The organism is Serratia inhibens (genome assembly GCF_003591175.1).
Classification (GTDB): Bacteria; Pseudomonadota; Gammaproteobacteria; order Enterobacterales; family Enterobacteriaceae; genus Serratia; species Serratia inhibens.
On the sequence record NZ_QYYG01000008.1, the window covers coordinates 45,311 to 66,918 of the forward strand.

General features: G+C 57.5%; 20 protein-coding genes. 7 read left to right on the top strand and 13 right to left on the bottom strand.

The window, feature by feature from the left end; genetic code table 11:
• Window positions 1-94 precede the first annotated feature (94 nt).
• The 4 genes from nirB to cysG are packed head-to-tail and all read left to right on the top strand — an operon-like array spanning window position 95 to window position 5,253.
• Complete coding sequence (gene nirB / locus D4100_RS20315; protein WP_006319064.1) at window positions 95-2,644, top strand: nitrite reductase large subunit NirB; 2,550 nt, start codon at window positions 95-97, stop codon at window positions 2,642-2,644.
• Window positions 2,641-2,967 carry a nitrite reductase small subunit NirD gene (gene nirD, locus D4100_RS20320; RefSeq protein WP_119805115.1) on the top strand — a complete coding sequence of 109 codons (327 nt, stop codon included), beginning with the start codon at window positions 2,641-2,643 and terminating at the stop codon, window positions 2,965-2,967. The genes nirB and nirD overlap by 4 nt, the downstream gene beginning before the upstream one ends.
• 30 nt (window positions 2,968-2,997) lie before the next feature.
• Window positions 2,998-3,798 (top strand): nitrite transporter NirC, encoded by an 801-nt coding sequence (gene nirC, locus D4100_RS20325; protein WP_006319066.1) that lies wholly within the window; start codon window positions 2,998-3,000, stop codon window positions 3,796-3,798.
• A 51-nt stretch (window positions 3,799-3,849) separates the two neighbouring features.
• On the top strand, window positions 3,850-5,253 hold the full coding sequence (gene cysG, locus D4100_RS20330) for a siroheme synthase CysG (RefSeq protein WP_119805116.1): 1,404 nt from the start codon (window positions 3,850-3,852) through the stop codon (window positions 5,251-5,253).
• Between the two features lie 51 nt (window positions 5,254-5,304).
• Here cysG and trpS read toward each other — a convergent pair whose 3' ends face one another.
• The 12 genes from trpS to pilM all read right to left on the bottom strand — a co-directional run bounded on the left by trpS (window position 5,305) and on the right by pilM (window position 15,679).
• On the bottom strand, window positions 5,305-6,309 hold the full coding sequence (gene trpS / locus D4100_RS20335) for a tryptophan--tRNA ligase (RefSeq protein ID WP_006319068.1): 1,005 nt from the start codon (window positions 6,307-6,309) through the stop codon (window positions 5,305-5,307).
• Between the two features lie 2 nt (window positions 6,310-6,311).
• Entirely contained in the window at window positions 6,312-7,010 is a 699-nt protein-coding gene (locus tag D4100_RS20340) for a phosphoglycolate phosphatase (protein ID WP_006319069.1), read from the bottom strand.
• Window positions 7,003-7,680: a ribulose-phosphate 3-epimerase gene (gene rpe / locus D4100_RS20345; RefSeq protein WP_006319070.1), complete on the bottom strand. Its 678-nt coding sequence runs from the start codon at window positions 7,678-7,680 to the stop codon at window positions 7,003-7,005. The genes D4100_RS20340 and rpe overlap by 8 nt, the downstream gene beginning before the upstream one ends.
• A 112-nt stretch (window positions 7,681-7,792) precedes the next feature.
• On the bottom strand, window positions 7,793-8,605 hold the full coding sequence (gene dam / locus D4100_RS20350) for an adenine-specific DNA-methyltransferase (protein ID WP_006319076.1): 813 nt from the start codon (window positions 8,603-8,605) through the stop codon (window positions 7,793-7,795).
• A gap of 319 nt (window positions 8,606-8,924) precedes the next feature.
• A complete protein-coding gene (locus D4100_RS20355) occupies window positions 8,925-9,971 on the bottom strand; it encodes an SPOR domain-containing protein (protein ID WP_119805117.1) in 1,047 nt (348 codons plus the stop codon).
• Window positions 9,972-10,129: 158 nt separating this feature from the next.
• On the bottom strand, window positions 10,130-11,227 hold the full coding sequence (gene aroB / locus D4100_RS20360; RefSeq protein ID WP_119805118.1) for a 3-dehydroquinate synthase: 1,098 nt from the start codon (window positions 11,225-11,227) through the stop codon (window positions 10,130-10,132).
• A 96-nt stretch (window positions 11,228-11,323) separates the two neighbouring features.
• Window positions 11,324-11,845 carry a shikimate kinase AroK gene (gene aroK, locus D4100_RS20365; RefSeq protein WP_004391482.1) on the bottom strand — a complete coding sequence of 174 codons (522 nt, stop codon included), beginning with the start codon at window positions 11,843-11,845 and terminating at the stop codon, window positions 11,324-11,326.
• Window positions 11,846-12,193: 348 nt separating this feature from the next.
• Complete coding sequence (hofQ, locus tag D4100_RS20370; protein ID WP_119805119.1) at window positions 12,194-13,438, bottom strand: DNA uptake porin HofQ; 1,245 nt, start codon at window positions 13,436-13,438, stop codon at window positions 12,194-12,196.
• Window positions 13,435-13,794, bottom strand: a complete 360-nt coding sequence (locus tag D4100_RS20375; RefSeq protein WP_006319081.1) for a DNA utilization family protein — start codon at window positions 13,792-13,794, stop codon at window positions 13,435-13,437. The genes hofQ and D4100_RS20375 overlap by 4 nt, the downstream gene beginning before the upstream one ends.
• A complete protein-coding gene (locus tag D4100_RS20380; protein ID WP_006319086.1) occupies window positions 13,787-14,308 on the bottom strand; it encodes a hypothetical protein in 522 nt (173 codons plus the stop codon). The genes D4100_RS20375 and D4100_RS20380 overlap by 8 nt, the downstream gene beginning before the upstream one ends.
• Window positions 14,301-14,837, bottom strand: a complete 537-nt coding sequence (locus D4100_RS20385) for a PilN domain-containing protein (RefSeq protein ID WP_119805120.1) — start codon at window positions 14,835-14,837, stop codon at window positions 14,301-14,303. Before D4100_RS20385 ends, D4100_RS20380 begins: the two co-directional genes overlap by 8 nt.
• Window positions 14,837-15,679, bottom strand: a complete 843-nt coding sequence (gene pilM, locus D4100_RS20390) for a type IV pilus biogenesis protein PilM (protein WP_006319104.1) — start codon at window positions 15,677-15,679, stop codon at window positions 14,837-14,839. The genes D4100_RS20385 and pilM overlap by 1 nt, the downstream gene beginning before the upstream one ends.
• A 122-nt stretch (window positions 15,680-15,801) precedes the next feature.
• Here pilM and mrcA point away from each other — a divergent pair, with 122 nt between their 5' ends.
• Window positions 15,802-18,360, top strand: coding sequence for a peptidoglycan glycosyltransferase/peptidoglycan DD-transpeptidase MrcA (gene mrcA / locus D4100_RS20395; protein ID WP_119805121.1), 2,559 nt, complete (start codon window positions 15,802-15,804; stop codon window positions 18,358-18,360).
• 59 nt (window positions 18,361-18,419) lie between these two features.
• On the opposite strand, the gene nudE is transcribed toward mrcA, so the two are convergent.
• Window positions 18,420-18,974 (bottom strand): ADP compounds hydrolase NudE, encoded by a 555-nt coding sequence (gene nudE / locus D4100_RS20400; RefSeq protein ID WP_006319109.1) that lies wholly within the window; start codon window positions 18,972-18,974, stop codon window positions 18,420-18,422.
• 11 nt (window positions 18,975-18,985) lie between these two features.
• Here nudE and D4100_RS25990 point away from each other — a divergent pair, with 11 nt between their 5' ends.
• Both D4100_RS25990 and D4100_RS20405 read left to right on the top strand, forming a co-directional pair.
• The gene (locus D4100_RS25990) at window positions 18,986-19,108 is read left to right on the top strand and encodes a hypothetical protein (RefSeq protein WP_257784489.1); all 123 of its coding nucleotides are present in this window, start codon (window positions 18,986-18,988) and stop codon (window positions 19,106-19,108) included.
• Between the two features lie 323 nt (window positions 19,109-19,431).
• Window positions 19,432-21,567, top strand: coding sequence for an intracellular growth attenuator family protein (locus D4100_RS20405; protein WP_006319110.1), 2,136 nt, complete (start codon window positions 19,432-19,434; stop codon window positions 21,565-21,567).
• Window positions 21,568-21,608: the final 41 nt, after the last annotated feature.

The following is a 21,608-nucleotide window of genomic DNA, read 5'->3' on the forward strand; positions in this document are numbered from 1 at the left end:
TTAGAGGTATATGAAGGTGTAATTGATTTGCATCAATAAATTGCCCGTGGGGAGGCATAAGGTAAGCTCAGGAAATCAGAATTTTGAGGCAATAATGAGCAGAGTCAAACTTGCTGTCATCGGGAACGGCATGGTCGGCCACCGGTTTATCGAAGATCTGCTGGAAAAAGCAGACAAGGACCAGTTTGAGATCACCGTATTTTGTGAAGAACCGCGCATCGCCTATGACCGCGTGCACCTGTCTTCTTATTTTGCCCACCATACCGCCGAAGAACTTTCGCTGGTGCGCGAAGGCTTTTACGAAAAACAGGGCGTAAAAGTGTTGGTCGGCGAACGCGCCATTACCATCAACCGCAGTGAGAAGGTCATTCACTCCAATACCGGCCGCTCCCTTTACTACGACAAGCTGATCATGGCCACCGGTTCTTACCCGTGGATCCCGCCGATTAAAGGCTCGGAAAGCCAGGATTGCTTCGTCTACCGCACCATTGAAGATCTGAACGCCATCGAAGCCTGCGCACGCCGCAGCAAACGCGGCGCCGTAGTTGGCGGCGGCCTGCTGGGGCTGGAAGCCGCCGGTGCGCTGAAAAGCCTGGGTGTCGAAACCCACGTCATTGAATTCGCGCCAATGCTGATGGCCGAACAGCTCGATCCTATGGGCGGCGATCAGTTGCGCCGCAAGATCGAACGCATGGGCGTCAAAGTGCACACCGGTAAAAACACGAAAGAGATCGTCAACGGCGGGGAACAGGCGCGCAAAACCATGCAGTTCGCCGACGGCACCGAGCTGGAAGTGGACTTTATCGTGTTTTCCACCGGCATCCGCGCTCAGGACAAGCTGGCTCACCAGTGTGGCCTGGCTACCGCCCGCCGTGGCGGCATCGTGATTAACGACAGTTGCCAAACCTCCGATCCGGACGTTTACGCCATCGGTGAGTGCGCCTCCTGGCATGAGCGCACCTTCGGCCTGGTGGCGCCGGGCTATAAAATGGCGCAGGTCACGGCCGATCATCTGCTGGGCCGTGAAAATGCCTTCCAGGGTGCCGACATGAGCGCCAAGCTGAAGCTGCTGGGCGTAGACGTTGGCGGCATTGGCGATGCCCACGGCCGCACTGAAGGCGCACGCAGCTACGTTTATCTGGATGAAAGCAAAGAAGTCTATAAGCGCATCATCGTCAGCGCCGACAACAAAACCCTGCTCGGCGCGGTGCTGGTCGGCGACACCAGCGACTACGGCAACCTGTTGCAACTGACGCTGAACGCCATTGAACTGCCGGAAAATCCGGACGGCTTGATCCTGCCGGCGCACGCGGGCAGCAAACCGGCCATCGGCGTAGATTCATTGCCGGAAACCGCGCAAATCTGTTCCTGCTTCGACGTCACCAAAGGCGACATCATCAAGGCGGTCGGCATGGGTTGCCACACCGTCGCGGCGATAAAATCAGAAACCAAAGCCGGTACCGGCTGCGGCGGCTGTATTCCGCTGATCACCCAGGTGCTGAACGCCGAGCTGAGCAAACAGGGCATCGAAGTTAACCATCACCTGTGCGAACACTTCGCCTATTCACGCCAGGAGTTGTACCACCTGATCCGCGTTGAAAGTATCAAGTCCTTCGACGAACTGCTGGCCAAATACGGCAAAGGTTACGGCTGCGAAGTCTGTAAACCGACCGTCGGCTCGCTGCTGGCCTCCTGCTGGAATGAGTTCGTGCTCAAACCGCAGCACACGCCGCTGCAGGACACCAACGACAACTTCCTCGGCAATATCCAGAAAGACGGTACCTACTCGGTGATCCCGCGTTCCGCCGGCGGTGAAATTACGCCGGATGGGCTGATGGCGGTCGGCCAGATTGCCAAGGAATACAACCTGTATACCAAGATGACCGGTTCTCAGCGCATCGGCATGTTCGGCGCGCAGAAAGACGACCTGCCGGCCATCTGGAGCAAGTTGATTGCCGCCGGTTTTGAAACCGGGCACGCCTACGCCAAGGCGTTGCGCATGTCGAAAACCTGCGTCGGCAGCACCTGGTGCCGCTTTGGCGTGGGTGACAGCGTCGGGTTTGGCGTCAAACTGGAACACCGCTACAAAGGCATCCGCACACCACACAAAATGAAGTTCGGCGTTTCCGGCTGTACCCGCGAATGCGCTGAAGCGCAGGGCAAGGACGTCGGCATCATCGCCACCGAGAACGGCTGGAACCTGTACGTGTGCGGTAACGGCGGCATGAAACCCCGCCACGCAGACCTGCTGGCGGCGGATCTCGACAGCGCTACGCTGGAGCGTTATCTCGACCGTTTCATGATGTTCTATATTCGCACCGCCGATAAGCTGCAACGCACCTCGGTGTGGCTGGAAAGCCTGGAAGGCGGCATCGATTATCTGCGCAAGGTGATCATTGACGACAAACTGGGCATCAACGATCAGTTGGAAGCCGAAATCGCCCGCCTGCGTGAGGCGGTGATCTGCGAGTGGAAAGAAGCCGTCGAAGATCCGCAGGCCCAGGTGCGTTTCGCCCACTTTATCAACAGCAGCCTGCGCGATCCGAACGTACAGGTCGTGGCCGAGCGCGAACAGCATCGGCCGGCACGTCCGGATGAACGCATTCCCGTCACCCTGCTGGAAGCTGAGGAGAACAACCTATGAGCCAGTGGATCACCCTTTGCCCCGTCACTGATATCTTGCCAGGCACCGGCGTGTGCGCCCTGATCGGCGAACAGCAGGTGGCGATATTCCGCCCCCATGCCGATGAGCAGGTGTTTGCTATCAGCAATATCGACCCTTTCGCCCAGGCCAGCGTGCTGTCACGTGGCCTGATCGCCGAACATCAGGGGGAACTGTGGGTCGCCAGCCCGCTGAAAAAACAGCATTTCCGCCTGCACGACGGCTACTGCCTGGAAGATGACAGCCGCTCCGTCGCGTATTTCACCAGCCGGGTAGTCGACGGCATGGTGCAGGTCGCGGCCTGACATTTTCACTTTAACCTCAGGGGAAGCAGCATGTTCACCGATACCATCAACAAATGCGCCGCTAACGCGGCACGCATCGTCAGGCTGTCGAAAGACAGCCCACTGGGCTTCTGGATCAGCTCGGCGATGGCCGGGGCTTACGTCGGCCTCGGCATCATTTTGATCTTCACCCTTGGCAATCTGGTCGATCCGTCCCTTCGGCCATTAGTGATGGGCGCCACCTTCGGCATCGCGCTGACGCTGGTGATCATCGCCGGTTCCGAGCTGTTTACCGGCCACACCATGTTCCTGACGCTGGGCGTCAAAGCCGGTACCATTCGCCACAGCCAGATGTGGGCGGTACTGCCGCAAACCTGGTTGGGTAACCTGCTGGGATCGGTGCTGGTGGCGCTGATGTATTACTACGGCGGCGGTAGTCTGCTGCCGGTGGACACCAGTCTGATACATACTGCGGCACTGGCGAAAACCACCGCCCCGGCCGAAGTGCTGTTCTTCAAGGGCGTGCTGTGCAACTGGCTGGTTTGCCTGGCAATTTGGATGGCCATTCGCGTCGAGGGCGCCGCCAAATTCATCGCCATCTGGTGGTGCCTGCTGGCCTTTATCGCTTCCGGCTATGAACACTCCGTCGCCAACATGACGCTGTTCGCCCTGTCCTGGTTCGGCCATCACAGCGAAGCCTACACGCTGAGCGGGATCGGCCATAATCTGCTGTGGGTGACGCTGGGCAATATCCTGTCCGGTTCGGTCCTGATGGGCCTGGGTTATTGGTACGCCACCCCGCGCGCCGAACGTCCGCAGGCCGAGAAAACCGCAGCGCGCCAGGCTGCATAATATTCCGGGGGCGCACTGCGCCCCCGCTGCCGATTGCTCCGAGGATTGCCAATGGATTACCTGCCGATTTTCTGCCAACTGCAACACAAAGCCTGCCTGCTGGTCGGCGGCGGTGAGGTCGCCGAACGCAAGGCGCGTCTGCTGCTGGATGCCGGCGCGTTGCTGACCGTCAACGCCTGCGCATTCAGCCCGCAGTTCCACGAGTGGGCAGCCCTTGGCCGGGTTACGCTGGTGGAAGGGGAATTCAGTGCGGCATTGCTGGCGGAGAAATGGCTGGTCATCGCCGCAACCGATAGGGTCGAGGTCAACGCGCTGGTCTATCAGTGTGCCAACCAGCAACGGGTCTTCTGCAACGTTGTCGATGACCCCAAACGCGCCAGTTTTATCATGCCGTCGATTATCGATCGCTCGCCGATCATGGTCGCGGTGTCCTCCGGCGGCAAAGCGCCGGTGCTGGCGCGGCTGCTGCGTGAAAAGCTGGAAGCCGTGTTGCCGCAGCATCTTGGCAAGCTGGCCCAACTGGGCGGTTCATTGCGCCAACGGGTGAAACGGCACTTTACCGGCGCGGGCGCCCGCCGTCGTTTTTGGGAAAAGCTGTTTGCCCATGACCGACTGGCGCAATCGCTGGCCAATGATGACCCGATATTGGCGGAACGACAGATAGAACAGCTGTTCAACTGCCCTGCGGAGGAGTCCGGCGAAGTGGTGCTGGTGGGTGCCGGGCCGGGGGACGCCGGTTTGCTGACTCTCAAGGGTTTGCAACAGATCCAGCAGGCCGACGTAGTGGTTTACGATCGGCTGGTGTCCGATGAAGTCATGACGCTGGTACGCCGTGATGCCGAACGTATCTTCGTCGGCAAGCGCGCCGGCCATCATTGCGTACCGCAGGAGCAGATCAACCGCATCCTGCTGGAGCAAGCGCAACAGGGCAAACGCGTAGTCCGGCTGAAAGGCGGTGACCCGTTTATTTTCGGTCGTGGCGGCGAAGAGCTGGAAACCCTGGCCGATGCCAACATCCCGTTCTCGGTGGTACCGGGTATTACCGCCGCCTCCGGCTGTTCGGCCTACAGCGGCATTCCCCTCACCCATCGCGACCATGCGCAGAGCGTGCGACTGGTGACCGGCCACGCCAAGAGCGACGGCGGGTTGGACTGGGCGACGCTGGCCGCCGGGCAACAAACGCTGGTGTTTTACATGGGCCTGACGCAGGCGGCGGACATCCAGCGCCAGCTGATTGCTCATGGCCTGCCCGCTACCACGCCGGTGGCGCTGGTGGAAAACGGCACTTCATGCCGTCAGCGGGTGATCGAAGGCGAGCTGAACCAACTGGGGATACTGGCCCAACAGGCCGCCAGCCCGAGCCTGATTATCGTCGGCAGCGTGGTGGGCCTGCGCAGCAAGCTGAACTGGTTCTCCAGCCGGGAAACGCCGCAAAAGCTGGCTCAAATGGCCTGATACCGACGTAAAAAAAGCGGCTCATGGCCGCTTTTCTATCTGCGTAAAGCATTACGGCTGTGATACGAAGCCTACCGCCTGGTAAACCTTCGCCAGCGTTTCCTGAGCGCGCGCACGCGCCTTGGCCGCACCGTCACGCATAACCTGCTGCAACAAGGCCTCGTCATTGCGGAAGTTGTGATAACGCTCCTGCAACTCGCCCAGCATACCGGATACCGCGTCGGCAACCGCGCCTTTCAGGTGGCCGTACATCTGGCCTTCAAATTCGGCTTCCAACTGAGCGATGTTCTTGCCGGTCACACCCGAGAGAATATCCAGCAGATTGGATACGCCCGGCTTGTTCGCCACATCGTAACGAATCACCGGCGGCTCTTCGGAGTCGGTCATCGCACGCTTGATTTTCTTGGCCACCGCTTTCGGATCTTCCAGCAGGCCGATCACGTTATTGCGGTTATCGTCCGACTTGGACATCTTCTTGGTCGGATCCTGCAACGACATCACGCGCGCGCCGGACTTGGGAATGAACGGCTCAGGCACCTTGAACACATCGCCGTACAGCGCGTTGAAACGCTGGCCGATGTCACGGCTCAATTCCAGATGCTGTTTCTGGTCTTCGCCGACCGGCACCTGGTTGGTCTGATACAGCAGAATGTCCGCCGCCATCAGCACCGGGTAACTGAACAGGCCGGCATTGATGTTTTCCGCATAGCGCGCGGATTTGTCTTTGAACTGGGTCATGCGGCTCAGCTCGCCGAAATAGGTGTAGCAGTTCAGCACCCAGCTCAGTTGAGTGTGTTCCGGCACGTGCGACTGCACAAAGATGGTGCTCTTTTGCGGATCGATGCCGCAGGCCAGATACAGCGCCAGCGTATCCAGCGTAGCCTTGCGCAGTTTTTCCGCGTCCTGGCGTACGGTGATGGCGTGCAAATCGACGATGCAGTAAATGCAGTCGTAATCGTCCTGCAGCTTAACCCACTGACGCAGCGCACCCATGTAGTTGCCAATGCTCAGTTCACCGGACGGCTGCGCGCCGCTAAATACGATGGGCTTACTCATGTTTAAATTTCCTGATTCTCTAAAGATGACAGCCCAAGAGAGGGCAACAAATCGGCAAAGCGCTCCAACACGCGGTCGGGATGGCTCAGGGCTATCGCCTCGCCGTAGTTATAACCGTAGGTCAGCGCAGCGCTTGGGCAACCCGCCCCCTGTGCCGCCTGAATATCGTTGCGCGAATCGCCCACGAACAGCAGCTCATTGGCGCGCAGGCCAAGCTTGCCGAGCACCAGATACAGCGGCGCCGGGTGCGGTTTTTTTTCCACCACGTCGTCACCGCCGATGATCAGCGAGAAATAATCGATAATGCCCAACGCAGTCAGTAACGGCGCGACGAACGGCGTCGGTTTGTTGGTCACCAGCGCCATCGGATAACCCTGTGCAGCCAGGCGGGCCAGCGTTTCTTTCACCTGTGGGAACAGGCGGCTGCCGCTGTCGACGGTTTGCGCGTAGAAGTGATCGAAGCGTTCACGCAACTGGCGACTGTGTTCCGGCGTGGCTTCCACTTCGGCCCAACGCAGCGCACGCTGCACCAGCACGTCGGCGCCATTGCCAATCCAGGTACCGACTCGCGCTTCGCCGGCCTGCGGCAGGCCCATTTCGGCCAGCGCCAGATCGATGGCTGCCGCCAGCCCCGGCGCGCTGTCTACCAGCGTGCCGTCGAGATCGAAGGCCAGAGCGCGAACCGCGCTGAAATCAGCCATGGGTCACTTTCGCCAGTTCGCTGCGCATTTCGTCGATCACTTTGCGGTAATCCGGCTTGCCGAAGATCGCTGAACCGGCGACAAACATGTCCGCGCCCGCTGCGGCAATCTCGGCGATATTGTCTACCTTCACGCCACCATCGACTTCCAGACGGATATCGCGACCGCTTTCGTCAATCAGCTTGCGCACCTGACGCAGCTTATCCAGGGTGCCGTGAATAAACGACTGGCCGCCAAAGCCGGGGTTGACCGACATCAGCAGGATCACGTCGACTTTGTCCATGACGTAATCCAGGTAGCTCAACGGCGTCGCCGGGTTGAATACCAGACCGGCCTTGCAACCGTGCTCTTTAATCAGCTGAATGGTGCGATCGACGTGTTCAGAGGCTTCCGGATGGAAAGAGATGTAGTTGGCGCCCGCGGCGGCGAAATCCGGGACAATGCGATCAACCGGTTTCACCATCAGGTGCACGTCAATCGGCGCGGTGATGCCATAATCGCGCAGCGCCTGGCAAACCATCGGCCCGATGGTCAGATTGGGTACGTAGTGGTTATCCATTACGTCGAAGTGCACCACGTCGCCGCCAGCGGCCAGCACGTTAGCGGTATCTTCACCTAACCGGGCAAAATCTGCCGACAGAATGGACGGGGCAATCAAAAACTTTTTCATCCGCAATCTCCAAACGTAGGGTTCGAATTGTTATCCCCTTCGCGTTTCAAGCCGCAGCGTTGCCGGCTGAGCTCGAAATGCACCGGGTATATACGCCGGGGCGTACCCCGGTTTAACGATACAGCGCCAAAAGCTCGTTCACTTTACTGCGACCAAGAATATTGCGGCTGATCGTGCGACGCGCTTTCACCACATACAGCGCAGCATGCTGGTACCAATCACGCGTCAGCTCGGTGTCATGGTTGGAAATCAATACCGGCACCTGGCTTTCCACAGAAAGCTGACGCGCCATTAACGCCAGGCTCTGTTGATCGGCAATGCTGAAGCTGTTGGTGTGGTAAGCGGTAAAATTAGCCGTCGCCGATAATGGCGCATACGGCGGATCGCAATATATCACCGTCCCGCGCTCGGCTTTTGCCATGGTATCGCGGTAATGCTCACAGACAAACGTGGCGTTGCGGGATTTTTCAGCGAACCAGTACAGCTCTTCTTCCGGGAAGTACGGTTTCTTGTAACGCCCAAACGGGACGTTGAACTCACCACGCAGATTATACCGGCACAGGCCGTTATAACAGTGGCGGTTCAGATAGAGAAACAGCAGCGCGCGGCGATAGGCATCGGCGCTCGTATTAAACTCTTCGCGCAGCAGGTAAAACTGATCCGAATTATTGAATTCATCGGTGAAAAGAAGGCGGGCATCACGCACGAAATCATCCGTACGCAGCTTAACGATGTTATACAGGTTGATAAGATCGCTGTTGATGTCGGCGAGAATATAGGCGTCGTACTCCGTGTTCAGGAAGACTGAACCCGCACCCACGAAGGGCTCGATTAAGCAGTCGCCCGCCGGCAGATGACGACGGATCTCGTCAACCAGCGGGTATTTTCCACCAGCCCATTTTAAAAAAGCGCGGTTTTTCTTCATGCCGTCAGTTAGCTACTTATACAATTCAGAGCGGCGGATTGTACTCTGTTTCAGACAGCACATCAGCGCACAAATTTAAATGATTAATACCCTTCATCTTTCAAGCTGGAGCCATGTTGGCTGCGTGCAGTTGTTCGACCTGTCCGTGGGCCTCACCCCTCTCGGGACCAGCGCAGGGGGTGTGCAAATCTGCTCACGGCAAACTTGCCCCCCAACATGGTAGGGGGCAAAAAACTTCACCCCGCTTACACGGCCGCAGCATGTCCATCTCTACCATGCATGCAATTCATGCCCTGGCTGCAGCTTGAAATCTATTGGGTTACTTTTTCAGGTCCTGCTGCACCTGACGTACCGGCTTGGCCCACGGCTTTTTCGCCTGAACATCCGCCGGCAGCGACGCGATTGCACGCTTGGCTTCAGCCGCAGAGGCGTAGTTACCGCTCACCAGCACATACCATGCCTTGCCGTCACGCTGGGTGGCGTATACCTGATAATTCTGCAGTTTCTGCTGCTTGGCGTAGGCGTTCAGCGTATCGGAACGCGAAGCGCTGCTCAGTTGCAGGGTGTAATGGCTGGCCGGAGCAGACTGCAGCGAATTGCCGCTGCCGCTGACAACGCCCGTCTTGGCACTCGTCGTTCCCGTTTTACTGCTTGTCGCTCCCGGTTTGGCGGAAGGGGCCGGCGCATACACCGTGGTTGGCGCTTTATGCTGCGTAGCCGCAGGTTTGCCGGCGGTTTTTGCCGGTGTCTTATGTTGCTGTGGCGCAGTGCCCTGAACCGGGCGCGTTGTTTCTTTCGCTGCGGTCGCAGCGGCGCCGTTCATCAGGGTGGCCGGAGCCGTAGGCAGCGTTGAAGCCGGGCCACTCATGCCCTGCGTCGCCGCATCAACCTGGCCCTGCTGGGCAGATAACGCATCCGACATATTGCCCGGCAGATCGACACGCTGCTGCGCGCCATCTTGCACCGGCTGCGGTTGCGCTTCCGTCGGAGTACTGGAGATTGGCGGAACGCTGACGTTTTGCGGCTGTTGCGCAGAAGTGCTGCTCACGCCGTTGTTGTCATTGGTATCGGTCGTGCCGCCCGGAACACCGGTGTTACCGGCGGTCAGCGACGAAGAACCGGACAGGTTGATGTCTTTGGCCGCGCCGTTTTGCGCGCCTTCCTGTGCCGCTTCGTGCTTGGTTGGCGCCTTCAGTGCCGAGCCGATGCCGATAATCAGCAGCAGTAGCACCAGAATACCGATACCAATCATTAAGTGCTGACGTGAAACGGCAAAGCGTGGTCCCGGAGCCGGTTTACGCGAACGTGCAGGACGACGATCGCTGCTATCAGGTCTGAGATCGTCTTCCGGTTTAAACTCATCCATCTGAAACCCTCCAACTAGAGGCAAAAGCCCACCACCGTAGACCTACCGTGGTACGAGCAGATTAACCCGATGATGGCAAAGCGACATCAGTCATGCTTTGCACACTATTAATATAGATGTAAACGGCGGCTAAGCCACTGTTACTTCGTCCGATTTACTCAGGCATGCCCTTCAGGAAGGCAAGCTGCGATAGAAGCGAGCACCAAATCATGCCCGACTCCGCTACGAACTTCCGCCTGACCGATAGCCGTCGGCAGTACCAGACGCAGTTCGCCGGCCAACACTTTCTTGTCGCGCATCATGTGCGGCAAATAAGATTCCGGCGTCATTTCCTGCGGCCCGCACACCGGTAAACCAGCGCGTAACAACAGTGTTTTAATGCGTTCAATATCGTCGGTGGAGAACTGACCGAGACGATGCGCGGTTTCCGCAGCCATCATCATGCCGGCTGCCACCGCTTCGCCGTGCAACCATACACCATAGCCCATTTCCGCTTCGATCGCATGGCCGTAAGTATGGCCCAGATTCAGCAGCGCGCGCAGACCGCTTTCGCGTTCATCAGCGGCAACCACCTCGGCCTTCAGCTCGCAGCAACGGCGGATACAATAGCCCAGGGCATTCATATCCAGCGCAACCAATGCATCGATATTGTTTTCCAGCCAGACGAAGAAATCACGATCGAGAATAATCCCGTACTTGATCACTTCAGCCAGACCAGAGGAGAGCTCACGCGCCGGTAAGGTTTTCAGGCAATCCAGATCAACCACCACTGAAGCAGGCTGATAGAATGCGCCGATCATGTTTTTACCGAGCGGATGATTGACGGCGGTTTTACCGCCAACGGAAGAGTCCACCTGCGAAAGCAATGTGGTAGGAACCTGAATAAAGCGGACACCGCGCTGATAGCAAGCCGCGGCAAAACCGGTAAGATCGCCCACCACGCCGCCGCCGAGCGCGATCAATGTGGTATCGCGACCGTGGGGCTTTTGCAGCAGCGCCGAGAACACCAGCTCAAGCACGGCAAGGGATTTATACTGTTCGCCATCAGGCAGAATCACCTGATCCACCATTATGCCAGCCTGCTCAAGCACCTTCCGGACCCGGTCCAAATAGAGCGGCGCCAGGGTTTGGTTGGTGACCAGCATGACCTGTTCACCCGCCTTTAGCGGCATAAAAGAAGCCGGATCGTTAAACAATCCGGCGGCTATGGTAATCGGGTAGCTGCGCTCCCCAAGCGTTACGGTAATTCTCTCCATTGTCGCGCTCAGTTCTCAATGTGTGGTTTATCCCCGCTGCTGCGGGGAACACAATCAGTCTTTCCGCATTTGCCGTGGCGAACACGGAAACCGCAATCAGTTGCTTTCCAGCATATTGATAATCTGGTTGGCAACCACTTTAGCGCTTTGATCGTCGGTGCGGATGGTGACATCTGCAATTTCTTCGTATAACGGATTGCGCTCTTTCGCCAGCGCTTCCAGCACTTCACGCGGAGGAGAATCAACCTGCAGCAACGGACGCTTTTTGTCACGTTGGGTACGGGCCAACTGCTTCTCGATAGTGGTTTCCAAATAAACCACGACACCACGCGCCGACAGACGGTTACGCGTTTCACGCGATTTAACCGAACCACCGCCGGTAGCCAGCACAATCCCTTGCTTTTCCGTCAGTTCATTAATGACTTTTTCTTCACGATCGCGGAAACCTTCTTCACCTTCCACGTCGAATACCCAGCCCACGTCAGCTCCGGTACGTCGCTCAATTTCTTGATCGGAGTCGAAGAACTCCATATTGAGTTGCTGAGCTAACTGACGGCCAATAGTGCTTTTGCCGGCACCCATAGGCCCAACCAGAAAGATATTGCGTTTCTCTGCCATGTTTTTGGTATTACTAAGACTATTCGTTAATGTTAACCCGCCCCGCCAATCAAATCAGCGGCGGGACCTAAACTGAAACCTCATGAGCGATAGTGCGAGATCAGACGGAAAATTATCTCAACACTCTTGGTAGTTTGGCAACCGAATAAATCGCAATCCACGCCGCAGGAGGGAAACCATACGTTTTTAACGGCGTCTTGGCGTTAACAAAAAACCTCGGTGCTCAATTCGGTAACCCTTGTAAGCTAAATCGGCCGCAGCGTCAAACGCAGATGCCCCCAAGGCGAGAAAAAAGTGCATCTGCTCATCAACTTTAGGCGATTTCCACCGAACCTGACAGCCTGCTGCTCATGCCTTAATCAATGTTGGAGTAATGAATATCACCAGCTCGCGTCGTTTATGCTGTTTGGTGCTCTGTTTGAACAAGGAACCCAGCAGTGGAACATCACCGAGGCCCGGTACCTTGTCCGCTCCCTGGGCGCTCTGACGCTGAAATACGCCGCCCAATACAATGGTTTCACCGTCTTTCACCGTCACCTGGGTTTTGATCTCCTGCTTATCGATAGCCAGTGCCTCGCCGGCCGACCTGGTGATGGAACGCCCGGGCATGTTCTGGCTGATTTGCAGCGTCAGAGTAATGCGGCCGTTCGGCAAAATTTTCGGCGTCACCTCCATGCCCAGCACCGCCTCCTTAAACTCCATCGATGTCGCCCCGCTATTGCCGCTACTCACCTCATAGGGAATTTCCGTGCCCTGTTTAATGCTGGCGGTTTGCTGATGCGCGGTCAGCAAGCGCGGGCTGGCGATGATTTCTACCCGGTTCTCCTGCTCCAACGCCATTAATTCCAGATCCAGCAGCCGTCCGCCGATGCGCGCCAGATGGAAACCGGCACTGATCGCACTGCGCTCCAGCGGCAACCCGACGTTAAAGCCGCCCATCCGCCATGACTTTGCTGCGCCTTCATCCGGGGCCAAACCCCAGCGCACGCCGAGTTCGCGCAAGCTTTCACTGTTAATGGTGACAATATGCGCCGCCAGTTGAACCTGCGCCAACGGCGCATCCATTTCCGCGATGCGCTTGGTCAATAACGCCACTATTGGGGCGGTATCGCGGATCAGCAGCGCGTTGGTGCGTTTATCCGCCACCACGCTGCCGCGTTCGCTCAGCAAAATACTGCCCTGGGCATTCAAATTTTCGGCAATCTCAACCGCATCGGCATGGTTTAACGTCAGAGTTACGCTTTTCAGAGGTTGCTTTTGCGCCAAAGCCAACTGTTGCCGTTGTTTCTCCTGTTCATCCGGCTCGGGGAACACCATCATGACGTTGCCTTCCAGCGTCATCGACAGTTTCCCCATACGCAAGATCACCGCCAGCGCTTGCTGCCAGGGCACGTTATCCAACCGCAATGTCAGATTGCCGCCCACACCTGCAGCGGTAACCACATTAAGCTGTTGATAATCCGCCAGCGCCTGTAATACCAGGGTTACCGGGGCGTCCTGAAACGCCAGCGATATCGGTTCCTTGTCCGGCGCTGCAATACCGGTGGCGGCAATACCCCATAACACCGCACCCAGCCAAGTGCATCCTTTCATGTTTTTTCTTCCTTATGGTTTCCCAATGTCAGCACCACCGCATTGTCAGCCTCCGGGCAAGCCGGATCTTCCGGGCCCGCTTTCAATACCAACCGCCCCCCAAGCACCTGTTCCACCTGCCAGCGCCCCCCCAGCAGGCTTTGCCCAGACTCTAAACGCAACCACTGCCCTGCGGGCGTGACCACCCAGGCATGGCGCGACGTCGCCTGCCCGACGGTACCCTTCAAAAGCCAGTTTGCCGGCGATTCCCTCTGCGGTGGGCAATCAGTCACGGTTGGCGGCATAAAGGGATTGCGCGGTTGCGCCATCAATGCGCACGGCAGCAACAGCCACCAAACCCCGTAACCTTTATTCATCCGCATTTACCAGCGCGGCGTCTGCCGGCGTGTCGTGTAAAACGAAGTGCGCCATCAGATCTTCAGCCTGTGCTTCAAGGGTTATTTGATCGATGCGCGATGAGGAGGGCAACGCCTCCAGCAGCCGCAATAAACCGTCGTAATGGATATTCAGGTTCAGGGTTTGACGCTGCGGTTTCTCCTGCTGCTGCCAGCGTTGCAATGCGGCGCCCGCCCGTTGCAGTACTTGCGTCAAATCATCATGAACGGCGGGCCTGGACGCGTTCTGCCGCAGACGAAGATTAATCTCGTCCAACGTCGGCATCTGGGCCAGCTGCTGTTTTAACGGCTCAATCTGCTGAATCAGACGCTGTTGCTCCGCCAGCGTCTGCTCCCGCTGCTGCCATTTACCGTGCAACAGCGGCATGCCGAACAGCAAAGCCAGGCAGCCCAACACCAACCACTGCGCGGCCAGCGCCTTCCAACCCGGCAAATCCAGCCAGCGCCTTGTCCAGAGTGGCAACGGCTTATCCATTCAGCCCCCATTGCGCCATCAGCGTGAATGAAAACAGACCATCCTTGCGCTGTACCACCTCAGCCAGCCGACAGTACTGCAATAGCGGCAGGGCCGCCAACTGCTGCTCAAACCGGATGATCGCCCCATAACGGCGGCTGAGGCCCCGCAGCGTAATTTTTTGTGCGTCGCTTTCCAGCACGGTAAGCCACAGCGGCGCGGGAAGAACGGCTGAGAGCTGTTGTAACAGCTGCAGGTAACGCCGGTTATGCGCCTGGTTCTTCTCCTGCCTGTCCGCCAGTTCGGTCAAGCGCGCCACACGCGCCATCATCTGCCGGGTTTGCTGGTAGCGCTCTGCCAACCCCACCTGCTGACGGGACAGCGTCAACAGAGCCTCATGCCGTTGCGTCTGTTGGTGACTCATCAGGCCAAAAACAGCCGCCATCGCTGCCAACATCAACGTCAGTTGCAACACGAAAAGGCGTAACCAGAAAGCACAGCGGCGGCGCTGGGCCAGCCTACGCCAGGGCAGAAGGTTAACCTGAAACATCAGTTGTCCCCGCTGCGCAGCGCCAGCCCACCGGCCAGCACAAATGCCCCCGGCAACCGGGGTAACGGGGGTCGCAGTTGGTTGAATGCGCTGAACGGCGACCATGGCAAACACCCCGGCGGAGGCAGCTCATCCGCCACACTGCTGTAATAAACCTGATGTTCACCGATTGAGGGGCAGGCTGCATGCATCGCCGCCAACGCCTGGCTTGCCCCGCCCACCTCGCCCTCCGGTAAAATGCCATAGGCAAAGGCCGCGCGACGTGGGGCTGCCCACAGCCACTCCCGTTCGAGACGGTGCAACAACCCTGCTTCGGCCGGTACGCCTGCGGCAAACGCCATCATGTGCAGGGCACAGGGAGTGATATCGACCACCTGCGGCCGCAAATCGGCCTGGCGTAAACAATGCAGCCACTGCTGCAACTCTTGCTGGCGCGCGGCGGTGAGCAACAGAGCGGCGGAGTCAGGTGGCGATGGTCGGTAGTCCAGCGCCAGTGTCTGGCTGTCCAGCGGGAACTGCTTCAGTCCCTGGCTGGTGATATAATCGCCGCGCGCCGGCTCTTTCAGCCGGGCATCCGGCATCGGCATCTGATGCTGCAAAACCCGCTGGGCGGGCAAAGCAATGCGTAAGCAAATATGTCTTGGCAACAGGACCCGCCATTGTCGCAGTGCGCGAACCAGTACCTCGGGCTGCTCGATACACCCTTCGCGCAACACCGCTTGCGGCAGCCTTTGTTGCCACCAATGACGCAGTTGCCAACCGTTGCGCCGGCGCTGTGCCGCCAGGGCGCAGATGCGGTTACTTTGTATATCCAGCCCCACCTGCCATGCTTGAGAGAACATATTTCGCCCGACCTCCATATCGTCAGATGATAAAAGAACATATCCATGTTGCAGGCTTGCCTTTATACTACCGCGCGGTTGTTTATAAACTGCCCAAATGACATGAAAATGGGAAATCTCAGGTGAAGTTCGTAAAGTATTTACTAATCCTTGCAGTGTGTTGCATCGTGTTGGGGGCAGCCTCGATTTTTGGCTTGTACAAATATGTCGAGCCACAGCTGCCTGACGTTGCAACGCTGAAAGACGTACGGCTGCAGATACCGATGCAGGTTTACAGCGCCGATGGCGAACTGATCGCCCAATACGGTGAAAAACGTCGTATTCCGCTGAAGCTGAACCAAATTCCGCCGGTGATGGTGCATGCGTTTATCGCCACCGAAGACAGCCGTTTCTATGAACATCACGGCGTCGACCCGGTCGGCATCTTCCGTGCCGCCTCTATCGCACTGGTCTCCGGCCATGCGTCACAGGGGGCGAGTACCATTACCCAACAGCTGGCGAGAAACTTCTTTTTAAGCCCGGAACGCACCCTGATGCGCAAGATCAAGGAAGCCTTCCTGGCGGTACGCATCGAACAGATGCTGACCAAAGATGAAATCCTCGAACTGTACCTGAACAAAATCTACCTGGGTTACCGCGCCTACGGCGTGGGTGCTGCAGCGCAGGTGTATTTCGGCAAAGACGTCAGCCAGCTGACCTTGAGCGAAATGGCGACCATCGCCGGCTTGCCTAAAGCGCCGTCAACCTTCAACCCGCTTTACTCGCACGATCGCGCCGTGGCTCGCCGTAATGTGGTGCTGTCGCGCATGCTGGACGAGCATTACATCACTCAGGATCAGTACGATCAGGCCCGTGGCGAAGATCTGGTGGCTAACTACCATGCGCCGGAGATTAACTTCTCTGCACCTTATCTCTCCGAGATGGTGCGTCAGGAGATGATCAAGCGTTACGGTGAAAATGCCTATACCGACGGTTACAAGGTCTATACCACCGTCACCAAAAAGTTGCAGTTGGCGGCTCAGGAGTCGGTGCGCAACAACGTGCTGGCGTATGACATGCGTCACGGCTACCGCGGCCCGTCCAACGTGCTGTGGAAAGTGGGTGAGGCGGCCTGGGATCAAAAACAGATCGTCGACTCACTGAAAAACTTGCCGAATTATGGCCCGCTGGCGCCTGCGGTGATCACCCGGGCGAGTGCCGAGGAAGCAACGGCCATGCTGTCCGATGGCAGCAATGTCGCCCTGCCAATGGCCAGCATGCGCTGGGCGCGGCCGTATAAATCCGACACGCAACAGGGCTCAACGCCAAAACGCGTGACCGACGTGGTGCAGGCCGGCCAGCAGGTGTGGGTACGCAAGGTGAATGAAAGCTGGTGGCTGTCGCAGGTGCCGGACGTCAACTCGGCCCTGGTGTCGATCAACCCGAACGATGGCGCCGTTAAAGCGCTGGTCGGCGGGTTCGACTTCAACCAGAGCAAGTTCAACCGCGTTACCCAGGCGCTGCGCCAGGTCGGTTCCAACATCAAACCGTTCCTGTACACCGCAGCGATGGATAAAGGCCTGACTCTGGCCACTATCCTGAACGATCTGCCGGTCACACGCTGGGATGCCGGTGCCGGTACTGACTGGCGGCCGAAGAACTCGCCGCCAACCTACGACGGCCCTATTCGCCTGCGTCAGGGGCTGGGACAATCGAAGAACGTCGTGATGGTGCGCGCCATGCGTGCAATGGGCGTCGACTACGCGGCGGAATATCTGCAGCGTTTCGGCTTCCCGGCGCAAAACATCGTACACACCGAATCTCTGGCGCTGGGTTCGGCTTCGTTCACCCCGATGCAACTGGTGCGCGGCTATGCGGTACTGGCAAACGGCGGTTATCTGGTCGACCCGTATTTCATCACCAAAATCGAAGATGAAACCGGCAATACCGTGTTTGAAACCAAACCCAAAGTCGTCTGCGACAGCTGCAATTTGCCGGTTATTTATGGCGATACCCACCGTGCTGCCGTGCTTTCCGACGACAACGTCGAAAACGTCGCGACGTCGCAGGAAGGCGGTAACGGTAACGTGCCGATGCCGCAACTGGAACAGGTTACGCCGGCTCAGGTACTGCAGGATGGCGATCTGCAATATGCGCCGCATGTGATCAGTACCCAGTTGGCGTTCCTGATGCACGATGCGTTGAACAGCAACATCTTTGGCGAACCGGGTTGGATGGGTACCGCATGGCGCGCCGGGCGCGATTTGAAGCGGCATGATATCGGCGGCAAAACCGGTACCACCAACAGTTCAAAAGACGCCTGGTTCTCCGGCTATGGCCCGGATACCGTCACTTCGGTATGGATTGGCTTCGACGATCATCGCCGCGACCTCGGCCGCGCAACGGCTTCCGGCGCCATTGAAGATCAGATCTCCGGCGGCGAAGGCGGTGCGAAGAGCGCGCAACCGGCATGGGATGATTTTATGAAGGTCGCACTGGAAGGTATTCCTGAGCAGAAAGTCACCCCACCGCCGGGCATTATCAGCGTCACCATCGACAAAAGCAGCGGCAAGCTTTCCGGCGGCGGCGGCGGTAGCCGTTCCGAATACTTTATCGAAGGTACTCAGCCGACAAGCTACCCGACACGGGATACCGGCACGACATTGACGGACCCCGGCGGCGAAAGTCACGAGCTGTTCTGATAGAAAAGGGCCAGAGAAATCTGGCCCTTTTTTTATCTACGGAAATAGGAGGTCGATGTCTAACGCGAGCCGCGCAGAAATGCCTCGGTAAGAAACAGTGCGCTGACATTGCGCGCCTCGCGGAAATCCGGCTCCGCCAGCAATGCCATCATGTCGGCTATCGGCCAACGCACCTGCGGCAAGGGTTCAGGCTCGTCGCCTTCCAGGCTCTGCGGATAAAGATCGTGCGCCAGCACAATATTCATTTTGCTGGAAAAATAGGACGGTGCCATGGTCAGTTTGCTGAGAAAATCGAAACGTTTGGCGCCAAAACCCACCTCTTCCATCAGTTCGCGATTAGCCGCCTCCAGCACGCCTTCACCGGGATCGATCAAGCCTTTGGGGAAACCCAACTCGTAAGATTCGGTGCCCACCGCATATTCGCGGATCAGCAACAAGTCGTCGCCAATCACCGGGACAATCATCACCGCTTCCCTGTCTGAGGGTCGCATCCGCTCATACACCCGCCGTACACCGTTACTGAACTCCAGATCGACCGACTCAACGTTGAATAAACGCGAACGAGCGACCGTTTCCACTTTCAGAATTTTAGGTTTTTGCAGGTGTTTATCCATGATTGCCTCAAATGAGTTATCCGGCGGTGCGCCACAGCATCAAGGGTGATGACGCGGATAACCAGAATAATGATTGGCGTGGCGTATGCGCTCAAACGCTGACCAAATTCGATCTTGATCACATTGTGCGTTAATGAGAACCTTTGTCGCAACGAGCACAAGCAGTAATTTACTTTTTTTTAACAAGCGTAGCCAGCACCCGCCGATTTTCTGTACCCATTCAGCAAAAAGAGAGCATTAAAATAGGATAATGCCGATATCGCCCCCCCTGGGCGGTTGCTATCATCGCGTAGAGAAGGCACGGTAACTGAGCAGATATATTTCATAGAACAATGAGGCCGCAACGGAAAATCTGTTCCCTCCCTCATTGTTCTGAGTGCCTGTTAGCCGTTTACTCCGTATAATATTCAACGTTTCATCAGGTTGGTGAGGTTCACGGGTGCAAGATGGGGATAGCATGAGCACAATAGCGTTGATATTGGCCTTAGTGCTTGCCTGCCTGATTGCCGCCGGCCTGTATCTTTGGTTTAAAGCCCGCAATCAGCCGATGCTGACGCGTGCCCTGCCCTTTATCAAACCTACGCATCGCAAACTGTCCGGCGAAGAACGCGCGGCCGTTGAACACTACCTCAACCTGCAAAACAAGCTAAGCAACAAATTGCTGCCTGGCAGCAGCACGTCGCTGCCCACTGCCAAACTGGCGCTGACCCCGCACAGCGACAACGTTTATCCCGTCACCCACGCCATTACCCGCTACGGGCTGGCCAGCGATGAACCCAATAAATGGCGCTACTATCTTGATGCCGAAGAAGTGCACCTGCCGCCGTTTTGGGAACAATACATCAGCGCCGATAACCATGTTGAAGTGATAAAAACCCAGACGCTGCCGCTGGTCATTTCACTCAATGGGCATTCGCTGAAAGATCATATCCACGATCGGCCGCAACCGCCGGTCGTGACGGCCGCACCAACCAGAAACGCCTCTATCCGCAAGGAAGAGAGCGAGCACGTCGAGTTGGTGAACATCCGCAAGGAAACCCCCGAAGAACATGCGCTGAACCGCCCGAACGGCATCAAGGACGCCGGCATCATCTCTGCCGCCCTGCTGTTGCTGTTTTTCAGCCTGATAAGCCCGGTGCTGGTCATCCCCTGGATGATTTTCGTCGCCGTGCTGACCATCGCCTGGGGCTGCTGGAACCTGTTCCGCCGGCCGGCCGCGCGTGAGCTGAAGGAAGTGCACTGCCTGCGGGGCACTCCAAAACGCTGGGGGCTGTTTGGCGAATCCAATCAGGGGCAGATAAGCAACATCTCGCTCGGCATCATCGATCTGATTTACCCACCGCACTGGCAGCCTTACATTACCCAGGATCTGGGGAAAACCACCGACGTGGATATCTATCTTAATCGTCAGGTGGTGCGTCAGGGGCGGTTCCTTTCGTTGCACGATGAGGTGAAAAACTTCCCGCTGCAGCAATGGGGCAAAAACGCGGTGCTGATGGCCAGTTCGTTGCTGGTGTTGGTGCTATTGCTGACCTATATCCCGCTGAGCCTGCCGCTGAAGCTAAGCATGGCCTGGCTGCAAGGTGCGCAAAAAATCGAGGTGACCAATGTGCAGGCGCTGGAAGGCGTGACCTTGCGCATTGGGGACCAGTTGAAAGCCCGGGGTAACGGTATGTGTTATGTCCCGCCGCAGACCAACGCTACCAACGCCTCCAATTTTATGCCTTTCGACTGCTCGGGGATTTACTGGAACACCGCCGCACCGCTGCCGCAGCCGGAGTCGGAAGTCATCGACAAGGCCTCGGCGCTGCTGGCGACGGTAAATACCCAGTTGCATCCTGAAGGCGCCGAACAAAAGCTCAACCCGCAACTGGCCAGCGCGATTGAAAAATCCGGCATGATACTGCTGGATGATTTTTCCGATATCGTGCTGAAAACGCGGGATTTGTGCCAGGCGGGAAATGACTGCGTCCGGCTCAAGAACGCACTGGTGAATCTGGGTAACGCCAAAAACTGGAACACTCTGGTGAAACGCGCCAAATCAGGATCGCTGCAAGGGATAAACGTATTGCTGCGCCCGGTGAGCGCCGAATCGCTGGAAAGCCTGACCAAAGTTGCGGCCTCCTCGTTCGTGTACAACGAAACCCGGCAGGCCGCAGCGGCGCTGAACAGCCCGCCTCCGGGCGGTTTTCTGATCAGCAGCGATGAAGGCAAACAGCTGGTGAATCACCCGCAGCCGGCAGTGCCGCTAAACGAATACAGTGCGCTTGAACAATGGAATGAACTGCAGCGCCTTGCCGGCATGTTGCTGCATACGCCGTTCGAAGCACAAGGAGTCATCACCAGTATCAACGTCGACGCCAACGGCACCCGCCATATCGCACTGCATAGCGAACCGGATATGATCACCTTGTGGCGTTATCTGGGCACCAGCCTGCTGTTGCTGGCGGTCACTGTCATTCTGGGTTACAACGCCTGGCGGTTGGTGCAGCGCCATCGCCTCAACCGGCGTCGCATCGCCGATATCCAACGCTACTACGAAAGCTGCTTTAACCCGCAGCTCACCCCGATGTCATTGCGGCCGATGGCCTGAGTCATTCGCCGATTTCGGCCCTGTCATCTGCTTATGCTACG

What these genes read in the sequence shown, in the direction of transcription:
- cysG (WP_119805116.1), top strand. Translation starts at nt 3,850, where the DNA reads ATGGATTACCTGCCGATTTTCTGCCAACTGCAACACAAAGCCTGCCTG.
- nirC (WP_006319066.1), top strand. Translation starts at nt 2,998, where the DNA reads ATGTTCACCGATACCATCAACAAATGCGCCGCTAACGCGGCACGCATC.
- pilM (WP_006319104.1), bottom strand. Translation starts at nt 15,679, where the DNA reads ATGTTCTCTCAAGCATGGCAGGTGGGGCTGGATATACAAAGTAACCGC.
- D4100_RS20380 (WP_006319086.1), bottom strand. Translation starts at nt 14,308, where the DNA reads ATGGATAAGCCGTTGCCACTCTGGACAAGGCGCTGGCTGGATTTGCCG.
- D4100_RS20405 (WP_006319110.1), top strand. Translation starts at nt 19,432, where the DNA reads ATGAGCACAATAGCGTTGATATTGGCCTTAGTGCTTGCCTGCCTGATT.
- nirD (WP_119805115.1), top strand. Translation starts at nt 2,641, where the DNA reads ATGAGCCAGTGGATCACCCTTTGCCCCGTCACTGATATCTTGCCAGGC.
- aroB (WP_119805118.1), bottom strand. Translation starts at nt 11,227, where the DNA reads ATGGAGAGAATTACCGTAACGCTTGGGGAGCGCAGCTACCCGATTACC.
- D4100_RS25990 (WP_257784489.1), top strand. Translation starts at nt 18,986, where the DNA reads ATGAGTTATCCGGCGGTGCGCCACAGCATCAAGGGTGATGACGCGGAT.
- nudE (WP_006319109.1), bottom strand. Translation starts at nt 18,974, where the DNA reads ATGGATAAACACCTGCAAAAACCTAAAATTCTGAAAGTGGAAACGGTC.
- nirB (WP_006319064.1), top strand. Translation starts at nt 95, where the DNA reads ATGAGCAGAGTCAAACTTGCTGTCATCGGGAACGGCATGGTCGGCCAC.
- D4100_RS20375 (WP_006319081.1), bottom strand. Translation starts at nt 13,794, where the DNA reads ATGAATAAAGGTTACGGGGTTTGGTGGCTGTTGCTGCCGTGCGCATTG.
- aroK (WP_004391482.1), bottom strand. Translation starts at nt 11,845, where the DNA reads ATGGCAGAGAAACGCAATATCTTTCTGGTTGGGCCTATGGGTGCCGGC.
- trpS (WP_006319068.1), bottom strand. Translation starts at nt 6,309, where the DNA reads ATGAGTAAGCCCATCGTATTTAGCGGCGCGCAGCCGTCCGGTGAACTG.
- D4100_RS20385 (WP_119805120.1), bottom strand. Translation starts at nt 14,837, where the DNA reads ATGTTTCAGGTTAACCTTCTGCCCTGGCGTAGGCTGGCCCAGCGCCGC.
- D4100_RS20340 (WP_006319069.1), bottom strand. Translation starts at nt 7,010, where the DNA reads ATGGCTGATTTCAGCGCGGTTCGCGCTCTGGCCTTCGATCTCGACGGC.
- D4100_RS20355 (WP_119805117.1), bottom strand. Translation starts at nt 9,971, where the DNA reads ATGGATGAGTTTAAACCGGAAGACGATCTCAGACCTGATAGCAGCGAT.
- dam (WP_006319076.1), bottom strand. Translation starts at nt 8,605, where the DNA reads ATGAAGAAAAACCGCGCTTTTTTAAAATGGGCTGGTGGAAAATACCCG.
- hofQ (WP_119805119.1), bottom strand. Translation starts at nt 13,438, where the DNA reads ATGAAAGGATGCACTTGGCTGGGTGCGGTGTTATGGGGTATTGCCGCC.
- rpe (WP_006319070.1), bottom strand. Translation starts at nt 7,680, where the DNA reads ATGAAAAAGTTTTTGATTGCCCCGTCCATTCTGTCGGCAGATTTTGCC.